This window comes from Sphingomonas sp. SP2 (assembly GCF_058313385.1).
Map to the genome: position 1 here is coordinate 1,860,871 of NZ_JBZFLD010000001.1, position 19,475 is coordinate 1,880,345.

Consider the following 19,475-nt stretch of genomic DNA (forward strand, 5'->3'; position numbering starts at 1 on the left):
GAGCCTATCCAACTTGACCGTCACTCTGCCGATCCTCCCGCTTCGCGACATCGTCGTGTTTCCCAAGCGGATCGTCCCTCTGTTCGTCGGCCGCGAGAAATCCGTCGCCGCGCTCGAGGCGGCGATGGGTCAGGACAAGCAGATCTTCCTCGTCGCTCAGCTAGATCCGAGTGAGGACGATCCCGACCGGGATGCGCTCTACGACCTCGGCGTGATCGCCTCCGCGATGCAGTTGCTGAAGCTCCCCGACGGCACCGTCCGTGTGCTGGTCGAAGGCGTGAAGCGTGCCCGCCTGGTCGGCCTCCACCAGGAGGAAGGTCATCTCACCGCCGAGGTCGAGGAAGTCGACGAGGAAGAAGCCGATTCGACCGAGGCGCAGGCGCTGATGCGCTCGGTGCTCGAGCAGTTCGACAATTACGCCAAATTGAACAAGCGGCTTCCGGCAGAGACCGGGGTGCAGCTGGCCGAGATCGAGGAGCCCTCGGTCCTTGCCGACGCGGTCGCTTCGAACCTGTCGGTCAAGGTCGCCGACAAGCAGGCGCTGCTGGGCGAGCTCAACCCCGCCCGCCGTCTCGAGATGGTGTTCGCCTTCATGGAGGGCGAGCTTGGCGTCCTCCAGGTCGAGAAGAAGATCCGCAGCCGCGTGAAGCGGCAGATGGAGAAGACCCAGCGCGAATATTATCTCAACGAGCAGTTGAAGGCGATCCAGCGCGAGCTCGGCAACGAGAGCGAGGACGGCGGCGACGAGCTGCTCGAACTGGCTGCGAAGATCCGCAAGACCCGCCTCAGCAAGGAAGCCCGCAACCGGGCCAATGCCGAGCTCAAGAAGCTTAAGGCGATGGCGCCGATGAGCGCCGAGGCGACCGTTGCGCGCAATTATCTCGACATCCTGCTCGGCCTGCCGTGGGGCAAGAAATCGAAGCTCAACAAGGACATCGTCACGGCCGAGAAGGTCCTCGACGATGACCATTACGGGCTCGAGAAGGTCAAGGACCGGATTGTCGAATATCTTGCGGTCCAGGCCCGCACCAACAAGCTGAAGGGCCCGATCCTTTGCCTCGTCGGCCCGCCCGGCGTCGGCAAGACCTCGCTCGGACGCTCGATCGCCAAGGCCTGCGGACGCGAGTTCGTCCGCCAGAGCCTCGGCGGCGTGCGCGACGAGGCCGAGATCCGCGGCCACCGCCGGACCTACATCGGCTCACTGCCGGGCAAGATCATCTCGAACCTAAAGAAGGCCGGGACCAGCAATCCGCTCTTCCTGCTCGACGAGATCGACAAGCTTGGCCAGGACTTCCGCGGCGATCCCGCGGCGGCGCTGCTCGAAGTTCTCGATCCCGAGCAGAACAACAAGTTCCAGGACCATTATCTGGAGCTCGACTACGACCTGTCGGACGTCATGTTCGTGACCACCGCGAACAGCCTCGACATGCCGCAGCCTTTGCTCGACCGCATGGAGATCATCCGCCTCGAGGGCTACACCGAGGACGAGAAGGTCGAGATCGCCAATCGCCATCTCATTCCCAAGCAGCTGGAAGCGCACGGGCTGAAGGAGGGCGAGCTGACCATCGCCGACGATGGCCTCCGCGCCGTTCTCCGCTTTTACACCCGCGAAGCCGGCGTCCGGACGCTCGAGCGCGAGCTCGCTAAGGTCGCGCGCAAGGCGCTTCGCCAGATCCTCGAGGGCAAGGCCGAGGCGGTCACCGTCACCGCCGAGAACCTCCACGACTTCCTCGGCGTGCGCCGTTACCGCTTCGGCGTCGGCGAGGAAGAGGACCAGATCGGCGCGGTGACGGGCCTCGCCTGGACCGAGGTCGGCGGCGAACTCCTCACGATCGAGGCGGTGACCGTTCCCGGCAAGGGGCAGATCCGCACCACCGGCAAGCTCGGCGAAGTCATGCAGGAAAGCGTCCAGGCCGCCTGGAGCTTCGTCAAGGCGCGCGCGCCGGCCTATGGGGTGAAGCCGAGCCTGTTCGCGCGCAAGGACGTCCATGTTCACCTGCCCGAGGGCGCGGTGCCCAAGGATGGACCGTCGGCGGGCATCGGCATGGTGACCGCGCTCATCTCGACGCTGACCGGCATTCCGGTCCGCCGCGATGTCGCGATGACCGGCGAGGTGACGCTTCGGGGCAGGGTGCTTCCGATCGGCGGGCTGAAGGAGAAGCTGCTCGCGGCGCTGCGCGGCGGGATCACCACGGTGCTCATCCCGCAGGAGAACGAGAAGGACCTGGCCGAGCTTCCGGCGAACATCCGCGAAGGGCTGACCATTGTGCCCGTCGCCCATGTTGATGAGGTTCTGGCGCAGGCGCTTAGCGCCAAACTCGAGCCGATCGAGTGGAGCGAGGCCGACGAACATGCGGCGGAAGCGACGCCTGGCGCGGGACCGACGGTTTCGCCACTTCGCCACTAGCCTTTTGCGGTCGTGTCCGGCACTACGCGAACTTAATCTAAATCAATGATCGCGCTTGGCCGCGAGTAGCGGGATGTGAGCCAATGAATAAGCAGGACTTGATTGGTAAGGTTGCCGAGCAGGCGGGGCTCAACCGCAATGACGCGGCGCGTGCCGTGGAAACGATGCTGGACGTGATTACCGATGCACTTCGCCGCGGCGACGAGGTTCGCCTAGTCGGTTTCGGCAATTTCGTCGTGACCCGGCGCAAGGCTTCGGTCGGACGCAATCCGCGGACCGGCGAGCCGCTCCAGATCGACAGCACGTCGCAGCCCAAGTTCCGGGCCGGCAAGCTGCTCAAGGAAGCCGTTCAGTAAGGCTGGACAGGCAGGGGGCGGTTCGCTAACCGCCCGTCACCCAAGGCGTGGGCGCGTAGCTCAGTGGTAGAGCACACCCTTCACACGGGTGGGGTCGCAGGTTCAATCCCTGCCGCGCCCACCACGCCGCACTTCCTATCTACGCCGGATCGATCGCCGTAGTTCGCTGCGAAGCAGTCGTGCGCGCGAAGAAAAAGGCCGGCCGCCTCATGGCGACCGGCCCTTTTGCTTACTGGAGGTAGCCCGCGCTGAAGCTGGCCACCCGGCGAAGTTCGCCCCAATCCTCGAAGATGACCTCGCGGCCCTCGCGGCGGATCAGCTTCTGCCGTTCGAGGTCGGCGAACACGCGGTTCACGTTGACGCTCGTCTGGCCGGTGATGTCGGCGATCTGCTGCTGGGTGAAGGGATTGGACATTCGCCGGTTGGCGGCATCGATCCCGCTCCGCTCGGCCGTCTCGCACAGGAGATGCGCGACGCGGGCCATCGAATCGCGGCGGCCGCAATTGAGCAGCCACTCATAGCCGATCGAGGCATGCCGCTGCTCGAGCTTCCAGAAGAAGCGGGCGAGCTCGGGATGGCTGTCGACCACCGCGTCGAAGTCCTTGCGCGGGCCGACCGCGATCTTGCTCTTCACGATCGCCTGGATGCCATAATCCGCCGGCGTGTCGCGCGGGAGGATGCCGTCCCCGGCGAACCGCAGGGCGATGATCTGCCGCCGCCCGGCGCCGTCGGTCTTATATTTGGAAAGGATGCCCGAGTAGACGAAGAAGAATTCGTTCCGCTCGACCCCCGTTTCGCGGAAGGGACGTCGCGGATCGACGTCGACCATCCGGTGGGGAAGCTTTTCGAGGATCGCAACCAGATCCGGCTGCAAACCCGCGCTCGTCAGCGCCTCCCCGACGTGTACACTTGCGCCCGCAGCGCTTCTCAAACGTCTGCTCACTGCAATGCCTTTCGCCCTTGCCCGGGTCGATTATCTCAACAGCATGACAGCTTCGCAAGTAAATTAACGTAAGTTGGCAACCGCAGTTTCGTGCGATTCCTCAGGCCCACATGTTGCGAAGTGTTTCGCAGAAACTGTCGGTTGCGGATTGCGACTGATTTAGCGCGGGAAGGGCGGGCCAACCCGAGTCGGCCTGCGTCAGTCCGGCGAGGCTCCGCTCGCCCTCGTATCGGGGGATGACGTGGAAGTGGACGTGGGGGTCGACCATCATCAGCATCAGATAATTGATGCGGCTGTAGTCGACGGCCTGTCGAAGCATCCGCTCGATTCGCGCGACGAGGTCTCCCTGCTCGGCAAAAGCCTCCGGCGGAAGGTCGCCATAGGCGGTCGCATCGGACGTGGTGCAGAGCACCAGGCTGCCGAGCGTTGGCTGGGCAGGGCGCACCAGCACCGCCCAATGGGCGCCTTCGTGGACGAGATTATGGGGGTAGCCGAACTTGCGCAGGGTCGCGTGCGGATCGGAAAGGGTCATCGGGCTGTCGCTGTTGCTTGCATCGGGAGCCACGCACCCTTAAGGGGCCTTCGCGCCGTGCCAAGCCGTTTGACGGTCAGTGCAGGGTCGTGGCGATCGTAGCTCAGTTGGTTAGAGCATCGGTTTGTGGTACCGAGGGTCGCGGGTTCAAGTCCCGTCGATCGCCCCATCTTTCCTAGTAAACAGCGATCCGGACCGCCCCCCGACATGACCGATCTTTGGAGCTTGCCCGATTTCGACGGGCACGAAGCCGTGCACTTCGTCACCGACCCGGCGAGCGGTCTCAAGGCAATCATCGCGATGCATTCGACCCACCTCGGGCCGGCCGCGGGCGGATCGCGTTTCTGGCATTATGCGCAAGGCGAGCAGGCGCTGACCGACGCGCTGCGCCTGTCGCGCGGCATGAGCTACAAGAACGCCATGGCCGGGCTGCCGCTCGGCGGCGGCAAGGCAGTCATCCTCGCAGACGAAAACCGCACCAAGACCCCGGCGATGCTGGCGGCCTTCGGTCGTGCGGTCGACCGGCTCGGCGGCCATTACGTCACCGCCGAAGACGTCGGAATCGGCGTTGCCGACATGCAGGCGGTACGCCGCGAGACCCGCCACGTCGCCGGCCTTCCGGTCGCCGAAGGCAGTGTCGGCGGCGATCCGGGACCCCACACCAGCTATGGCGTCTTCCTCGGCATCAAGGCCGCGGTGAAGCGCGGGCTCGGCCGTGACAGCCTGTCGGGCCTCCACCTCGCGCTCCAGGGCGCCGGCAGCGTCGCAAGCGGGGTCGCCCGCCGCGCCGCCGCGGAAGGCGCGCGCCTGACCATCGCCGACGTCGACCAGGAGAAGGCCGCCCGGCTTGCCGCCGAGGTCAATGGCCAGCTCGCCGATCCGGCCGAGATCCTCGGCCTCGAAGCCGACGTCATCAGCCCCAATGCGCTTGGCGCGATCCTCGACGATTCGAGCATCGCCGCGCTGCGCGCGCCGATCGTCGCCGGGGGCGCCAACAACCAGCTCGCCCGGCCCGACCATGGCCGGATGCTGATGGAGCGCGGGATTCTCTACGCCCCCGATTATGTCATCAACGCGGGCGGGATCATCAACGTCTCGACCGAATATCTGCAGGACGGCGGCCCCGAGGTCGTGCGCGAGCGGATCGAGGGCATTCCGGGCCGCCTCGAGGCGATCTGGAGCGAAAGCCAGTCGAGCGGCCGCGATCCCGCGACCGTTGCCGACGCCATGGCCCAGAAGCTGATTGGTCGGGGCTAGGGGGGTATGCAGTCGCGCGGGAACGGCGTCGGTCGTCCCGATCAAGGTCGAGGGGCGTCGGCACTTCGTCGCCACCTCGTTGAACCGCCTATTTCCAAGCTGATACTTTGGTTTAAGAAGGTGCCGTACCGATGCACCGCTTCGCCAATCCTGCCCGCTTCCTGAAGATCGCCCGCCCGGCCACCGCGTGGCTGCTCGGGCTCGGGCTCGTGCTGAGCGCGATCGGCATCGCCGGCGCATTGTTCGTCATTCCGCCCGACTATCTCCAGGGGCAGACCGCGCGGATCCTCCACATTCATGTCCCGACCGCCTGGCTCGGCATGGGCGGCTGGACCGGGATCGCCGTCGCCAGCGCCGCGCAGATCATCTGGCGCCATCCGCTCGCCGGGGTCGCCGCGCGGGCGATCGCCCCGGCAGGCGCCTTGTTCGCCTTCCTATGCCTCGCCACCGGCTCGATCTGGGGCCGCCCGACCTGGGGCACCTGGTGGGAATGGGACGGGCGGCTGACCAGCATGCTGGTGCTGTTCTTTCTCTATTGCGGCTACATGGCGCTTGCCGCGGCCGAGAAGGAGCGGGGGCCCGAGGGCCGTGCCGCGCCGATCTTCGGGCTGGTCGGCGCGATCAACCTGCCGATCATCCATTATTCGGTCCTGTGGTGGAACACGCTCCACCAGGCCGAGAGCATCGAGCTCACCCGCTCGAGCATCGCGCCCGAACTGCTCTGGCCCTTGGGCTTCACCCTGACGGGCTTTTCCGCATTGTTCGGCGCGGTGGTCCTGCTCCGGATGCGCGCCGAGCTCGCCTCGGCCAAGGTCGAGGCCCGGCTTCGCAGGGCCGCCGCCGAATGAACCAGTGGGCATTCGTGGTCGCGGCCTATCTGGTCGTCATCGGCGGGACCGCGGGCCTGCTCTTCTGGGCGCTCGCCGCCTGCCGCCGCGCCGAAGCGCAGGCGGAAAGGATCGGCCGACCGCGATGAGCCTTGCGCCCAAGCACCAGCGGCTGGTGCTGGTTTCCCTTGCCGTGGTCGCGCTGATCGGCGCTGCCGTCCTCGCCATGTGGGGCCTCGCCGACCGCGCTGCCTATTTCCGCACGCCCCAGGACGTCGCCGCCGGTCGCGCCGAGATCGGCGTTCCGGTGCGCCTCGGCGGGATGGTCAAGGCGGGCTCGATCCAGCGCCAGCCCGACGGGGTGAGCGTCGCCTTCGTCCTGACCGACGGCAAGGCCGATGTACCCGTCCGCTTTCGCGGGATCGTCCCCGACCTGTTCAAGGAAAACAGCGGCGCGATCGCCGAAGGGCGGCTCAATCCCGACCGCAGCCTCACCGCCGACACGATCCTCGCCAAGCATGACGAGCGTTATATGCCCCCACAGATGGGCAACCAGGCGGCCGAGCTGAAGACGAGGGAAACGGTCAAGTGACGAGCTTGCTGGTCATCCCGGGCCTGACCCGGGATCCGCCTGCCTTCGTGCGACGCGCGCCGGGGCCGCAAGGAAGGCAGACCCCGGATCGAGTCCGGGGTGACGATCTCCTGGAGGTCGAAGCATGATCGCCGAAGCCGGCCTTGCCGCGCTTTGGCTCGCCGCCAGCCTTGCCCTTCTCCAGTTCGCCCTGTCGCTGCTCGGCAATCGCATCGGCGAATTGCGCACCATGGTGGTTCCGGTCGCGGTGGCGCAGGGGGTGCTGACCCTGTTCAGCTTCTTCATGCTGGTCTGGCTGTTCGTCCGCACCGACACGAGCGTCGAACTGGTCGTCGCCAACAGCCATAGCGCCAAGCCACTCATCTACCGGATCGCCGGGACCTGGGGCAATCACGAGGGCTCGATGCTGCTTTGGGTGACGGTGCTGACCGTCGCCGGCGCGCTGCTCGCCCTGGTCGAGCGGCGCTTGCCCGAAAAGAGCCTCCGGGCGACGCTCGGGGCGCAGGCCCTGCTTGCGCTCGGCTTTTTCGGCTTCCTCCTGATCGCCTCCAATCCCTATGCCCGACTCAATCCGGCGCCGGCGAACGGGCAGGGGCTCAACCCGCTCCTTCAGGACCCGGGCCTCGCCTTCCATCCGCCGACCCTCTACCTCGGCTATGTCGGGCTCTCGATCGCCTTCAGCCTCGCGGTGGGTGCGCTCCTCACCCGCGAGGTGGGCCCGGCGATGGCCCGCGCGATGCGGCCGTGGGTGCTGGGCGCCTGGGTGCTGCTGACCATCGGCATCGTCGCCGGCAGCTACTGGGCCTATTACGAGCTCGGCTGGGGAGGCTGGTGGTTCTGGGACCCGGTCGAGAATGCCTCGCTGATGCCATGGCTCGCCGCGACCGCCTTGCTTCACTCGATCAACGTGCTCGCGGCCCGCGGTTCGTTGCGCGCCTGGACGATCATGCTCGCGGTGGTCGCTTTCTCCATGTCGATGATCGGCACGTTCCTCGTGCGCTCGGGCATCCTCACCAGCGTCCACAGCTTCGCGGTCGATCCGACCCGCGGCACCTTCATCCTCGGGCTGCTGGTCTTCTACACCGGCGGGGCCCTGCTGCTGTTCGCGCTGCGCGTGGCGAGCGTGCGCGAGGGCGCACGGTTCGACCCCGTCAGCCGCGAAGGGGCGCTGGTCGCGAACAACCTCCTTCTCTCGGTCATCCTAGGCACCGTGTTCGTCGGCACCCTCTATCCGGTGCTGGTCGAGGCCGTGTCGGGAGAGAAGATCTCGGTCGGGCCGCCCTATTTCAACGCGGTCACCGGGCCGATCGTTTTGCTGCTTGCGGCCCTGCTGTTCCTCGGCCCCCTGCTTCGCTGGCGCCGCGACAGCCGGCCCAACCTCCGCCGGATCGCGTTGCCGACGGTCGTGACGGTGATCGCACTCGCCGCGACCTTCGGCACCGACATGGGCTGGCTCCCTCGGCTTGGCCTCGCTTTCGCCGCGGGCCTTGCAGTGGCGTGCTTCCTTCCGCTCCAGGGCCGGGTGCTCCGTCGGACGCCGCTCACCATCTGGGGCATGGTCGTCAGCCATCTCGGGATCGCCGTCGCCATGGCCGGCGCCGCGGCCGATTCCTCGCTGACGAAGGAGACGCTTGCCGCTGCCCGCCCGGGCGAGGTGCTGACCGTCGGGCCCTGGTCGGTCCGCTTCAACGGCGTCGATCCCGTCGGCGGCCCCAACTGGACCGCGATCGAGGGCCACCTCGTCGCGACCCGTGGCGGCACCAGCATCCGGCTCGATCCGCAGAGCCGCTTTTTCAGCGCACCCCCGACCGAGACCAACGAAGCGGCGATTATTACCCGCCTCGACGGCCAGCTCTATACCGTCATCGGCCACCGCGAAGGCGACCGGTGGCAGCTTCGTCTGTGGTGGAAGCCGATGGTGACCCTGATCTGGCTCGGCGGCGCGCTCATCGCGCTCGGCGGCTTCCTCGCGCTCATCGGGCGGATTCGGCGTGAACGCACCCGGCCGACCGTCTTTGCCGGAGCCGAGGGATGAGCCGCAAGCTCTGGCTGCTCCTTCCATTGCTCGTCTTCGTCGGCTTCGTCGCGGTCGCCGGCTGGCGCCTCAGCGATCCCCCCGACACCACCATCAAGAGCCGGATGATCGGCCGCGACGCGCCCGCCTTCGTCACCGCCGCCATGCTCCCCGGCCGTCCCGGCCTCGCCCGCGCCGACCTCGGCAAAGGCAAGCCGCGACTGATCAACTTCTTCGGCAGCTGGTGCGTCCCCTGCATCGCCGAGGCGCCGGTCCTGCTCGAGCTCCAGAAGCGCGGGGTGGTGATCGACGGAATTGCGCTTCGCGACCAGCCGCAGGACATCGCCAAGTTCCTCGCCGACAATGGCGATCCGTTCGCCGCAATCGGCAGCGATCCCGTGGGCGAAGCGCAGATCGCCTTCGGCTCCTCGGGCGTGCCCGAAAGCTTCATCGTCGATGCCCGCGGGGTCATCCGCTACCAGCATATCGGCCCGATCGCGCCTGAGCAGATCGGCGAGGTGATGGACGCATGGAGGAAGGCGCAGTGATGCTCCTCCCGCGCCCTTCGACTTCGCTGCGCTCCGCTCGGGACGAACGGTGGCGGAAGGTCGTTCGTCCTGAGCGCAGTCGAAGGACGCTGGCGCTCGCCCTGATGGTCGCGTTCGCGCTTCCGGCCCACGCCGACTCCAACCGCCCGCCGGCGCCCTATGCCTACAAGCAGCTTCCCGATGCCCGGCAGGAAGCGCAGGCCACCGCGCTGATGGGCGAGCTTCGCTGCCTCGTCTGCCAGGGCCAGTCGATCCACGACAGCGATGCCGAGATGGCGGGCGACATGCGCCACCTCGTCCGGACCCGGATCGCGGCGGGGGAGAGCCCCGAAGAGGTGCGCTCCTTCCTCATCGATCGCTATGGTAGCTGGGTCAGCTACCAGCCGCGGCTCGACCGCGAGACCTGGTTCCTGTGGGCCTTTCCCCTGCTTCTGCTGCTCGCGGGCGGGTGGCTGGTCCTTCGCCGTCTCAAGGTGCGCCGCTGATGGGTTACCTCTGGCTCCTCATCCTTCTGATCGTCACCGCCGGCGGGCTGTGGCTGGCGGGCAAGCTTAGCGGTGCGGCGCTGCAAGTGATGCTGGCGACCATGTTCGTTGGCGCCGCCGGCTACGCGCTCCAGGGCAATCCGACGCTGGCCGGCGCGCCCAAGGAGGATGAGGCACCGCCGCCCGCGTTGGCGCTGACTGGTCCGCGCCAGGCGATGCTCGGCACCTTTACCGGGGGCGAGCGCTTCCTGCTGGTCGCCGACGCCTTCGCCCGCCGCGGCAACACCCGTGAGGAAATTGGCGCGGTCAAGGCCGGCCTCAAGCGCTATCCTGACGATCTCGCGCTTCGTATCGGGCTCGCCAATGCGCTGGTCGACCATGCCCAGATGATGACCCCGGCGGCCGAACTCGCGTTCGAGCAGGCACGGGCGCTCAACCCGCGCCACCCGGCGCCTTATTTCTTCGAAGGCCTCGCCCGCGCCCGTGGCGGCGATCCCGAGGCGGGGCTGGCGCTCCTTCGCCGGTCGCTCGCGCTGACCCCCGAGGGCGTCAGTTACCGGCCGATGATCGCGCAAGGAGTGGCGATGCTCAGCGGCGCCATCGCCGAGCAGCAGATGGTCCCGCCGCGCCAGGGCGGCGAGCCCGCACCGACGTCGCCGCCGCCCGCGCCCGCTCGCCGCTGACGTTTCCGGGCGGGAACCCGGGTCGCTGCTGCCGCTATTGCGCTACTGGCCCCGGCCGGTCTCGCCCTGAAGCGCGTCGATCTTCTTGGACGCCTCGGCCTTGCTGAGTGAGGAATCGAATTCCTCGCCCGCTTCCTCGCTAAGCGTCTGGAGATAGGAAGCCTGCGCCCCCGTCATCGGCTCGTCGCCGGTAGTCCAGTGATCCGGGTCCTTGACCGCATTGCCGGTCGGATGGGCCTTGGGATCCTGGTCGATCTTGTCCGTCATTGTCCTGCCTTCTCAAAAACTTGATCTGGCAGGACAACGACGATGTTCTTGTCCTGTTCCGCTTAGGCGGCGGCCTCGAACGGAAGGTCGAGCGCCTCGGCGACGGCCTGGTGGCGGATCTTGCCACCCGACACGTTGAGCCCGTTGGCGAGGTGCGGGTCCTGCCGCATCGCTTCCTCGGCGCCGAGGTTGGCGAGCTTCAGCGCGAAGGGCAGGGTGGCGTTGTTGAGCGCGAAGGCACTGGTCCGTGCCACCGCACCCGGCATGTTCGCGACGCAATAGTGGATGATGCCGTCGACCTCGAACACCGGATCGGCGTGGGTGGTCGCATGGCTGGTCTCGAAGCAGCCGCCCTGGTCGATCGCAATGTCGACGAGCACGCTCCCGCGCTTCATCGTCTTGAGCATGTCGCGGGTGACGAGCTTGGGCGCGGCGGCGCCGGGGACCAGCACCGCGCCGATCACCAGTTCGGCTTCCTCGACCGCCTTGGCGATGGTCGCCTTGGTCGCATAGGCCGTCTTGATCTGACTCGAGAAGAACATGTCGAGCTCGGCCAGCCGCTCCATCGAGATGTCGTAGATGGTGACGTCGGCGCGCATGCCGACCGCCATCTGCGCCGCGTTGACGCCCGAGACACCGCCGCCGAGGATCGCGACCTTCGCCGGGGACACGCCCGGAACGCCGCCCAAGAGCACGCCGCGGCCGCCCTGTTCCTTTTCGAGATAATGGGCGCCGACCTGGACGCTCATCCGGCCCGCGACCTCGCTCATCGGCTTCAGAAGCGGGAGCGAACCCGAGCGGCTGGTCACCGTCTCATAGGCGATGCAGGTCGCGCCCGACTTCATCAGCCCTTCGGCCTGAGGCTTGTCGGCGGCGAGGTGGAGGTAGGTGAAGAGCAGGTGGTGCGGCTTCAGCAGGGCGATTTCCTGCGCCTGCGGTTCCTTCACCTTGACGATCATCTCGGCCTTGTCGAACACGCTCTCGGCGTTCGGCAGGATGGTCGCACCGGCCTTCACATAGGCGCTGTCGGGGCAGTCGATCCCGTTGCCGGCACCGGTCTCCACGAACAGTTCGTGACCGGCCGCGACCAGCTCCTTGACCGAGGCCGGGGTAAGGCCGACACGATATTCGTGGTTCTTGATTTCCTTGGGCACGCCAACGCGCATGGGAAAGATCGCCTTCTGCTGAGTTGTGATGGGTAATGCGTTTCGCGCGCGCCTATAGACCGGGTTTGGCCGGGGATGCCAGCAGCTTGCGGCGAGCCGGGCAGGGGAGAGTCGTGCAATTGCAGGCCCATGAGGCCCCTGCTAGGGGGCGCGCCCGATGAACGTCACCGCTGAAGGTGCTGCCGGCCCCGCTCCCGAAGCGATGACCGAAGGCAGCCAGGGTCATGGCCAGGTACACCACGGGTCGCTCGCCAAATTGATGGTGGGCGCCGTCGGAGTCGTGTTCGGCGACATCGGCACCTCGCCCATCTACGCTTTCCGCGAGACCTTCGCCGGGCACCACCTCCTCGCACCCGACCGGCTCCATATCTATGGTGTCCTCAGCCTGATCTTCTGGTCGATGATGATCATCGTGACTCTGAAATATGTCACGATCATCATGCGCGCCGACAACAAGGGCGAGGGCGGCAGCCTGGCGCTCCTCGCGCTGATCAACCGCTCGACCGGAAGCCCGCGCAAGTGGACCAGCGGGATCATCCTCCTCGGCGTGTTCGCGACCTCGCTTTTCTACGGCGACAGCATGATCACCCCGGCGATCTCGGTCCTGTCGGCGGTCGAGGGATTGACCACGGTCAACCAGGGGTTCGAACCGTTCGTGCTCCCGCTCGCGATCGGGATCCTCATCGGCCTGTTCATGATCCAGAGCCGGGGCACGGCCAAGGTCGGCAACCTCTTCGGGCCGATCATGATCGTCTACTTCATCACCCTCGCGGTGCTCGGCGTGTCGCACCTCGCCGCCCAGCCGCTGCTGGTGGTGGAGATGCTCAATCCCGGCAACGCCGCCGCCTTCTTCCTCGCCGAGCCGCTCCCGGCCTTCATCGCCATGGGCTCGGTCGTGCTCGCCGTCACCGGCGCCGAAGCGCTCTATGCCGACATGGGCCATTTCGGCCGCCAGCCGATCCGCTACGCCTGGGTGCTGGTCCTCGTCTGCCTCCTGCTCAACTATCTCGGCCAGGGTGCGATGCTGCTTTCGGTCTCGCCCGCCGAAGCGCTTGAGCGGGTCAAGAACCCCTTCTTCTTCCTCGCGCCCGACACGCTGCGCCTCCCGCTCGTGCTGCTCGCGACCTGCGCCACGATCATCGCCAGCCAGGCGGTGATCACCGGCGCCTTCTCGGTCACCCAGCAGGCGATCCAGCTCGGCTTCATCCCGCGCCTGCGCATCCGCCACACCAGCGAGACCGCCGCTGGCCAGATCTACATCCCGGCGATCAACTGGGCGCTGATGGTGATGGTGCTGCTGCTGGTGGTGAACTTCCGCTCGAGCTCGAACCTCGCCGCCGCCTACGGCATCGCGGTCACCGGCGCGATGTTCATCGACACCCTGCTGCTGGCGGTGGTCCTCGGTTCGCTGTGGAAGTGGCCGGCGTGGAAGGCCTGGCCGCTCCTCGCGCTCTTCTTCGTCGTCGACCTCGCCTACTTCGGCGCCAACCTTCTCAAGGTCCCGGTCGGCGGCTGGTTCCCGCTGCTGGTCGGCGCCATCGCCTTCACCATGCTGACCACCTGGGCCCGCGGCCGCCAGCTGATGCTGCTGCGCATGGCCGAGGCGAGCCTGCCGATGGAAGTGTTCGTGAAGTCCGCCGCGAGCAGCGCGACGCGCGTCCCCGGCACCGCCGTCTTCATGACCAGCTCGGCCAAGGGCGTGCCCCACGCGCTGCTCCACAATCTCAAGCACAACAAGGTGCTGCACGAGCGCGTGATGCTGCTGACCGTCCGGATCGAGGACGTGCCCTATGTGCCGGTCGAGAAGCGGATGGAGACTCAGGACTATACGGCGGGCTTCTTCCGCGTGATCCTGCGCTACGGCTTCATGGACGAGCTCAATGTCCCCCAGGACCTCGGCAAGCTCGAAGGCTGCGGCCCGGCCTGCAAGATGATGGACACCAGCTTCTTCCTCGCGCGTCAGACGCTCATCTCGACGTCGCGCCCGGGCATGGCGAGCTGGCGCGAACGGCTGTTCGCTTGGATGCTTCGCAACTCGGAAAGCGCGATGGAATTCTTCAAGCTTCCGCCCAACCGGGTGGTCGAGCTGGGCAGCCAGGTCGAAATCTGACCCCCTGACACGCGTCGTCCCGGCGAAGTCCGGAACCGCGTCGCCGAACGCGCATACCTCTTGAGGTCCCGGCCACCGCCGGGACGACGCAACTTTCGGTGCGGTTCGGGGCTTCACCGCGCATGGATCAACTCGCCTCCTGGGTCGCGACCATCGCGACCATCACTGCCGCCTGCTTCACCGCCTCGAACCTCGGCAGCCGGATTACCGGCATCGGCTTCATCATCTTCACCATCGGCTCGCTCGCCTGGTTCACCACCGGACTGCTGACCGGGCAGCCGGCGCTGATGTGGACCAATGTCGTGATGACCCTGCTCAACGCCTTCGGCGTCTATCGCTGGCTCGGCCGTCAGGCGAAGCTCGAGGAGGGCGCCAGTCGCGCCGCCGAAAAATCGCGCGAGCTCAGCAGCGAGACCCTGTTCCCGGCCTCGACCCTGACGGCCGCCAAGCTCAAGGCGCGTGACGGGAGCGACCTTGGCACCTGCGTCGACGCGATGGTCGGCTGCAACAGCGGAAGCCTGTCCTATCTGGTCGTCGCCGAGGGCGGCATGGCCGGGGTGGGGGAGACCATCCGCCGGGTCGACTGGCACGGCCTCAAGGTCCACGACGGCGCGGTGAACAGCGACATCGAAACCGCGGCCTTTGCGCGCCTGCCCGAACTTCCCCGCGACAACTGGCCGGGCCGGTGAGCGGCGCGCTGATCGTCACCGCCGGGCTCGGCCGCGAGGACTTTGCCTGGCTCGACGGCGAACGGCGGACCTATTTCCCGCCCGAGCGCAACCAGCTGAGCGCCCACCTCACCATGTTCCATGCTCTCCCGCCCTCGGCCGAGGCGGAGGCCGCGCGCCTGTTGTCCGAACTGTCTCGGCGGGCTCCGCCCAAAGCGACCGTCGCCGGACTGATGAACCTTGGCCGCGGAGTCGCCTACCGAATCGCGTCCGAAGAACTCGAGAAGATCCGGGGCGAGATCGCCGAGCATTTCCACGGCTATCTGAGCGCGCAGGATTCGCAGGGCTGGCGTCCGCACGTCACCGTCATGAACAAGGCCGAGCCCGCCGCCGCCAAGGCCGTGCTCCGGACCCTCGAATCGCAATTCGGGCCGCGACCCCTGAAGATCGCGGCCCTCGAACTGCATCGCTATCTCGGCGGGCCGTGGGAGCGGCTCGGCCGCTGGCCCTTCCGGCCCTAGCTGAGGTCGCCCACGCCGTCGCAGGAGAGATCGAACGCCGCCATGCCGCTCTCGAGCACGCTCGCGAGCATCGGCATCTCGAGAAACTGGTCGACGACGTTGCCGGCGCGAATCTCGTCGGTCGCCTCGGCGATCGCCTCGTCCCAGTCGCTCGCCTCGTAGGTGCCCTGGCCGACCCAGCAGAAGGCGAGGAGCTCGGCCTGCTGGTCCTCGGCAAGGTCGTCGATCGCCGCGCGAAGCTCTTCCTCGACGCCATCGTTGATGTCGTCGTCGAGCACCGACAGCGCTTCGCCATCCTCGCCGTCGACATTGTCCGCATCCTCGTCCGCGTCATAATCGGACGGCACCTGCGCCTCATATTCCTTGGCGCGCAGGATGATCCGGCACAGGGTGTCGATGGGGGTCAGCGGGTCCATGATAAAGTCTCTCCTTTGGCCTGCGTAACACAGGGTGGGGGAGACCGGTTCCTTCTCCGTTGACCGCTCCGAAACCCCCGCCTATATGCCCGCCCGCCATCACGGCGCCTCGACTGCGGGGCGGAGTAGCTCAGCTGGTTAGAGCAGCGGAATCATAATCCGCGTGTCGGGGGTTCAAGTCCCTCCTCCGCTACCACGTCGGTCACGCCCGATGGTGAACTGAAAACCCGCATGGGGGGCAACATAGCCCGGTGCGAAGCGCAAATGCTTCGTTCCCGCCCCCCAGAGGATCAACCGGAAGGAATTATCCTATGGCGAGCACGCTCGTCACGATGCAGCAACTGCTCGAAGCTGGCGCCCACTTCGGCCACCAGACCCACCGCTGGAACCCGCGGATGAAGCCGTACATCTTCGGCGACCGCAACGGCGTTCACATCATCGACCTCTCGCAGAGCGTTCCGCTGTTCGCCCGCGCGCTCGACTTCGTCCAGCAGAGCGTCGCTCGCGGCGGCAAGGTGCTGTTCGTCGGCACCAAGCGCCAGGCGCAGGACGCCGTGGCCGAGGCCGCGCAGCGTTCGGGCCAGCATTTCGTCAACCATCGCTGGCTCGGCGGCATGCTGACCAACTGGAAGACCATCTCCAACTCGATCAAGCGCCTCAAGAGCCTCGAGGAGCAGCTGTCGGGTGACACCGCCGGTCTGACCAAGAAGGAAGTCCTGCAGCTCACCCGCGAGCGTGACAAGCTCGAGAAGAGCCTCGGCGGCATCCGTGACATGGGCGGCCTGCCCGACGTCATGTTCGTGATCGACACCAACAAGGAAGAGCTGGCGATCAAGGAAGCCAACGTCCTCGGCATTCCGGTCGTCGCGATCCTCGACTCGAACTCGAACCCCGAAGGCATCGCCTTCCCGGTCCCGGGCAACGACGACGCCAGCCGCGCCATCCGACTCTATGCCGACGCGATCGCCGAAGCGTCGCTCGCCGGCAAGTCGGGCAATGCGCAGCGCCAGGGTGTCGACATCGGCGCCATGGCCGAGCCGCCGGTCGAAGCCGCGGTCGAGGCGTAAGCCCTTTTCAGAGCGGCCCTTCGACTACGCGCTTCGCGCTCCGCTCAGGACCAACGAGTCTTGAAAGCACAACATCGTTCGTCCTGAGCGTAGTCGAAGGACGCTCGGACGAACGGCTCCACAAAGGAATTCCAAATGGCTGACATCACGGCCGCAATGGTCAAGGAACTGCGCGAGCGCTCGGGCGCCGGCATGATGGACTGCAAGAAGGCGCTGGCCGAGACCGGCGGCGACATCGAGGCGGCGATCGACTGGCTGCGCGCCAAGGGTCTCGCTTCGGCGGGCAAGAAGGCCGGCCGCACCGCCGCCGAGGGTCTCGTCGGCGCGGCCGTCGACGGCACCAAGGGCGTGGTCGTCGAGGTCAACTCGGAAACCGACTTCGTCGCCAAGAACGAGCAGTTCCAGGGCTTCGTCCGCGACGTGACGCAGCTTGCGCTGCAGACCGGCGACGACGTCGAGGCGCTCAAGAAGGCGTCGATGCCGAACGGCAAGACGGTCGAGGAAGCGCTGACCGAGAACATCGCCACCATCGGCGAGAACCAGAACCTGCGCCGCGCCAAGAGCCTTTCGGTGAGCCAGGGCCGCGTCGTCTCCTACGTCCACAACGCTGCGGCGCCGGGCATGGGCAAGATCGGCGTCCTGGTCGCGCTCGAGGGCGACGCCCCGGCCGACAAGCTCGAAGCCATCGGCCGCCAGCTCGCCATGCACATCGCCGCGGCCAACCCGCTGGCGCTGACCGGCGACGACATCGACCCGGCCGTGATCGAGCGTGAAGCCGCGATCGCCCGCGAGAAGAATGCCGACAAGATCGCCGGCAAGCCGGCCGACATCGCCGAGAAGATCCTCAAGGGTCCGGTCGACAAGTTCCGCAAGGAATCGGCGCTGCTCAGCCAGGCGGTCGTGTTCGACGGCAAGACCCCGGTCCAGGACTGGGTCGCCGGTGAAGCCAAGTCGGCCGGCGGCAACGTCACCGTCAAGGACTTCGTCCGCTTCCAGCTCGGCGAAGGCATCGAGAAGCAGCAGAGCGACTTCGCTGCCGAAGTCGCCGCCGCCGCCGGCGTCGCGTAAGACATCTTGCCCCTCCCCCTCGGGGGAGGTGGCAGCCGAAGGCTGACGGAGGGGTTTGCGGTGCGCGCGGCGAACCCCTCAGTCACTTCGTGACAGCTCCCCAGAAGGGGAGCGGCAAGTCTGCACTTCCCAACGGGGCGGGGGCTGCATAGAAGCGCCTCCGCCCCGTTTCGCTTGCTGGAGACCGATCGCCCCATGCCCCGCCGCTTCAACCGCATCCTTCTGAAGCTGTCGGGCGAGGCGTTGATGGGCCCCGGCCAGTTCGGCATCGATCCCTCGACCGTCGCCGCCATGGCCGCCGAGGTGAAGGCCGCCAAGGAAGCCGGCTTCGAACTCTGCCTCGTCATCGGCGGTGGCAATATCTTCCGCGGCATGGCCGGCGCCGCCAAGGGCATGGACCGGGCCCAGGCCGACTACATGGGCATGCTCGCGACCGTGATGAACGCGCTCGCGGTCCAGAATGCGCTCGAGCAGATGGGCGTCGAGACCCGCGTCCAGTCGGCGATCAAGATGGACCAGGTGTGCGAGCCGGTCATCCGCCGCCGTGCCGAACGCCACCTCGCCAAGGGCCGCGTGGTGATCTTCGCCGCGGGCGTCGGCTCGCCTTACTTCACCACCGATACCGGCGCCGCGCTCCGCGCCGCCGAGATGAAGTGCAATGCGCTCTTCAAGGGCACCAGCGTCGACGGCGTCTATTCGGCCGACCCCAAGAAGGTCGCCGACGCCAAGCGCTTCGACACCATCGGCTTCGACCGGGTGCTCGCCGAAGATCTCAAGATCATGGACGCGGCCGCGGTCGCCTTGTGCCGTGACAATGACATTCCGATCGTCGTTTTCAACATCCGCGAGCCGGGCAATCTCGCCAAGGTGCTGGCGGGCGAAGGCGTTGCGACGATCGTTCAGGACCAGGAGGGAAACTGACCAATGCCAGCCTATGACAAGGCCGATATCCAGCGCCGCATGACGGGCGCCGTCGAAGCGCTCAAGAGCGACCTCGGCGGTCTTCGCACCGGCCGCGCCTCGACCGCTTTGCTCGATCCGGTGCAGGTCGAGGTCTATGGCGCCAAGATGCCGCTCAATCAGGTTGCGACCGTCTCGGTCCCCGAGCCGCGGATGATCTCGGTGCAGGTGTGGGACCGCTCGAACATCACCTCGGTCGAAAAGGCGATCCGTTCGGCCGGCCTCGGCATCAACCCGATCACCGACGGGCAGATGATCCGCCTGCCGATCCCCGACATGACCGAGGAGCGCCGCAAGGAGCTCGCCAAGCTCGTCAGCCAATATGCCGAGAAGGCCCGGGTCGCGGTCCGCAACGTTCGCCGCGACGCGATGGACGCGCTGAAGACCGACGAGAAGAAGAAGGAAATCGCCGAGGACGAGCACAAGCGCCTCGACACCGAAGTCCAGAAGATGACCGACGACACGATCAAGGAGGTCGATGCGGCGGCTGCGGCCAAGGAAAAGGAAATCCTCGGCAAGTGAGGTCGCGTCGAACCGGTACCGTGCTTCGACTTCGCTCAGCACGAACGAGCTGAACGTGTCCGACCC

General features: G+C 66.8%; 22 protein-coding genes and 3 tRNA genes. 20 read left to right on the forward strand and 5 right to left on the reverse strand.

Annotated elements, in window-relative coordinates; all coding sequences use genetic code 11:
- The first annotated feature begins 13 nt into the window (after positions 1-13).
- The 3 genes from lon to AC4GYU_RS09450 all read left to right on the forward strand — a co-directional run bounded on the left by lon (position 14) and on the right by AC4GYU_RS09450 (position 2,887).
- On the forward strand, positions 14-2,407 hold the full coding sequence (gene lon / locus AC4GYU_RS09440) for an endopeptidase La (RefSeq protein ID WP_491086633.1): 2,394 nt from the start codon (positions 14-16) through the stop codon (positions 2,405-2,407).
- A 41-nt stretch (positions 2,408-2,448) separates the two neighbouring features.
- Positions 2,449-2,763, forward strand: a complete 315-nt coding sequence (locus tag AC4GYU_RS09445; protein WP_491086908.1) for an HU family DNA-binding protein — start codon at positions 2,449-2,451, stop codon at positions 2,761-2,763.
- 49 nt (positions 2,764-2,812) lie between these two features.
- A tRNA-Val gene (locus tag AC4GYU_RS09450) sits at positions 2,813-2,887 on the forward strand.
- A 105-nt stretch (positions 2,888-2,992) separates the two neighbouring features.
- Here the strand turns inward: AC4GYU_RS09450 and AC4GYU_RS09455 are convergent.
- A complete protein-coding gene (locus AC4GYU_RS09455) occupies positions 2,993-3,637 on the reverse strand; it encodes a Crp/Fnr family transcriptional regulator (RefSeq protein WP_491086634.1) in 645 nt (214 codons plus the stop codon).
- Positions 3,638-3,806: 169 nt separating this feature from the next.
- Positions 3,807-4,238 carry an HIT family protein gene (locus AC4GYU_RS09460; RefSeq protein WP_491086909.1) on the reverse strand — a complete coding sequence of 144 codons (432 nt, stop codon included), beginning with the start codon at positions 4,236-4,238 and terminating at the stop codon, positions 3,807-3,809.
- Between the two features lie 92 nt (positions 4,239-4,330).
- Between AC4GYU_RS09460 and AC4GYU_RS09465 the strand changes: the two genes are divergently transcribed.
- The 9 genes from AC4GYU_RS09465 to AC4GYU_RS09505 all read left to right on the forward strand — a co-directional run bounded on the left by AC4GYU_RS09465 (position 4,331) and on the right by AC4GYU_RS09505 (position 10,644).
- Positions 4,331-4,407: transfer RNA gene (locus AC4GYU_RS09465), tRNA-His, on the forward strand.
- A 38-nt stretch (positions 4,408-4,445) separates the two neighbouring features.
- Complete coding sequence (locus AC4GYU_RS09470) at positions 4,446-5,495, forward strand: Glu/Leu/Phe/Val family dehydrogenase (protein WP_491086635.1); 1,050 nt, start codon at positions 4,446-4,448, stop codon at positions 5,493-5,495.
- 131 nt (positions 5,496-5,626) lie between these two features.
- Entirely contained in the window at positions 5,627-6,343 is a 717-nt protein-coding gene (ccmC, locus tag AC4GYU_RS09475) for a heme ABC transporter permease CcmC (protein WP_491086636.1), read from the forward strand.
- Positions 6,340-6,471 (forward strand): hypothetical protein, encoded by a 132-nt coding sequence (locus tag AC4GYU_RS09480; protein WP_491086637.1) that lies wholly within the window; start codon positions 6,340-6,342, stop codon positions 6,469-6,471. The genes ccmC and AC4GYU_RS09480 overlap by 4 nt, the downstream gene beginning before the upstream one ends.
- On the forward strand, positions 6,468-6,914 hold the full coding sequence (gene ccmE / locus AC4GYU_RS09485; protein WP_491086638.1) for a cytochrome c maturation protein CcmE: 447 nt from the start codon (positions 6,468-6,470) through the stop codon (positions 6,912-6,914). Before AC4GYU_RS09480 ends, ccmE begins: the two co-directional genes overlap by 4 nt.
- A 124-nt stretch (positions 6,915-7,038) precedes the next feature.
- Positions 7,039-8,949 (forward strand): heme lyase CcmF/NrfE family subunit, encoded by a 1,911-nt coding sequence (locus tag AC4GYU_RS09490; protein ID WP_491086639.1) that lies wholly within the window; start codon positions 7,039-7,041, stop codon positions 8,947-8,949.
- On the forward strand, positions 8,946-9,476 hold the full coding sequence (locus AC4GYU_RS09495) for a DsbE family thiol:disulfide interchange protein (RefSeq protein WP_491086640.1): 531 nt from the start codon (positions 8,946-8,948) through the stop codon (positions 9,474-9,476). The genes AC4GYU_RS09490 and AC4GYU_RS09495 overlap by 4 nt, the downstream gene beginning before the upstream one ends.
- Before the next feature lie 104 nt (positions 9,477-9,580).
- Positions 9,581-9,961, forward strand: a complete 381-nt coding sequence (locus AC4GYU_RS09500; protein WP_491086641.1) for a cytochrome c-type biogenesis protein — start codon at positions 9,581-9,583, stop codon at positions 9,959-9,961.
- A complete protein-coding gene (locus AC4GYU_RS09505) occupies positions 9,961-10,644 on the forward strand; it encodes a tetratricopeptide repeat protein (RefSeq protein ID WP_491086642.1) in 684 nt (227 codons plus the stop codon). The genes AC4GYU_RS09500 and AC4GYU_RS09505 overlap by 1 nt, the downstream gene beginning before the upstream one ends.
- 42 nt (positions 10,645-10,686) lie before the next feature.
- Here AC4GYU_RS09505 and AC4GYU_RS09510 read toward each other — a convergent pair whose 3' ends face one another.
- The gene (locus AC4GYU_RS09510; protein ID WP_491086643.1) at positions 10,687-10,911 is read right to left on the reverse strand and encodes a DUF3072 domain-containing protein; all 225 of its coding nucleotides are present in this window, start codon (positions 10,909-10,911) and stop codon (positions 10,687-10,689) included.
- A 62-nt stretch (positions 10,912-10,973) separates the two neighbouring features.
- Positions 10,974-12,077: an alanine dehydrogenase gene (ald, locus tag AC4GYU_RS09515; RefSeq protein WP_491086644.1), complete on the reverse strand. Its 1,104-nt coding sequence runs from the start codon at positions 12,075-12,077 to the stop codon at positions 10,974-10,976.
- A gap of 157 nt (positions 12,078-12,234) precedes the next feature.
- On the opposite strand from ald, the gene AC4GYU_RS09520 reads away from it, so the two are divergent.
- The 3 genes from AC4GYU_RS09520 to AC4GYU_RS09530 all read left to right on the forward strand — a co-directional run bounded on the left by AC4GYU_RS09520 (position 12,235) and on the right by AC4GYU_RS09530 (position 15,376).
- Positions 12,235-14,187 carry a potassium transporter Kup gene (locus tag AC4GYU_RS09520; protein ID WP_491086645.1) on the forward strand — a complete coding sequence of 651 codons (1,953 nt, stop codon included), beginning with the start codon at positions 12,235-12,237 and terminating at the stop codon, positions 14,185-14,187.
- 122 nt (positions 14,188-14,309) lie between these two features.
- Positions 14,310-14,876: a PRC-barrel domain containing protein gene (locus tag AC4GYU_RS09525; protein ID WP_491086646.1), complete on the forward strand. Its 567-nt coding sequence runs from the start codon at positions 14,310-14,312 to the stop codon at positions 14,874-14,876.
- Positions 14,873-15,376: a 2'-5' RNA ligase family protein gene (locus AC4GYU_RS09530; RefSeq protein WP_491086647.1), complete on the forward strand. Its 504-nt coding sequence runs from the start codon at positions 14,873-14,875 to the stop codon at positions 15,374-15,376. Before AC4GYU_RS09525 ends, AC4GYU_RS09530 begins: the two co-directional genes overlap by 4 nt.
- Here the strand turns inward: AC4GYU_RS09530 and AC4GYU_RS09535 are convergent.
- Positions 15,373-15,792, reverse strand: a complete 420-nt coding sequence (locus AC4GYU_RS09535) for a DUF3775 domain-containing protein (protein ID WP_491086648.1) — start codon at positions 15,790-15,792, stop codon at positions 15,373-15,375. The two genes, AC4GYU_RS09530 and AC4GYU_RS09535, sit on opposite strands and share 4 nt — an antisense overlap.
- A gap of 119 nt (positions 15,793-15,911) precedes the next feature.
- On the opposite strand from AC4GYU_RS09535, the gene AC4GYU_RS09540 reads away from it, so the two are divergent.
- From AC4GYU_RS09540 to frr, 5 genes are all read left to right on the forward strand, one after another.
- Positions 15,912-15,988 (forward strand) — tRNA-Met (locus AC4GYU_RS09540).
- 115 nt (positions 15,989-16,103) lie between these two features.
- Entirely contained in the window at positions 16,104-16,859 is a 756-nt protein-coding gene (gene rpsB, locus AC4GYU_RS09545; RefSeq protein WP_491086649.1) for a 30S ribosomal protein S2, read from the forward strand.
- A 135-nt stretch (positions 16,860-16,994) separates the two neighbouring features.
- The gene (tsf, locus tag AC4GYU_RS09550; RefSeq protein ID WP_491086650.1) at positions 16,995-17,927 is read left to right on the forward strand and encodes a translation elongation factor Ts; all 933 of its coding nucleotides are present in this window, start codon (positions 16,995-16,997) and stop codon (positions 17,925-17,927) included.
- Between the two features lie 195 nt (positions 17,928-18,122).
- The gene (gene pyrH, locus AC4GYU_RS09555) at positions 18,123-18,848 is read left to right on the forward strand and encodes a UMP kinase (protein ID WP_491086651.1); all 726 of its coding nucleotides are present in this window, start codon (positions 18,123-18,125) and stop codon (positions 18,846-18,848) included.
- Positions 18,849-18,851: 3 nt separating this feature from the next.
- The gene (gene frr / locus AC4GYU_RS09560) at positions 18,852-19,409 is read left to right on the forward strand and encodes a ribosome recycling factor (protein ID WP_491086652.1); all 558 of its coding nucleotides are present in this window, start codon (positions 18,852-18,854) and stop codon (positions 19,407-19,409) included.
- Positions 19,410-19,475 lie beyond the last annotated feature (66 nt).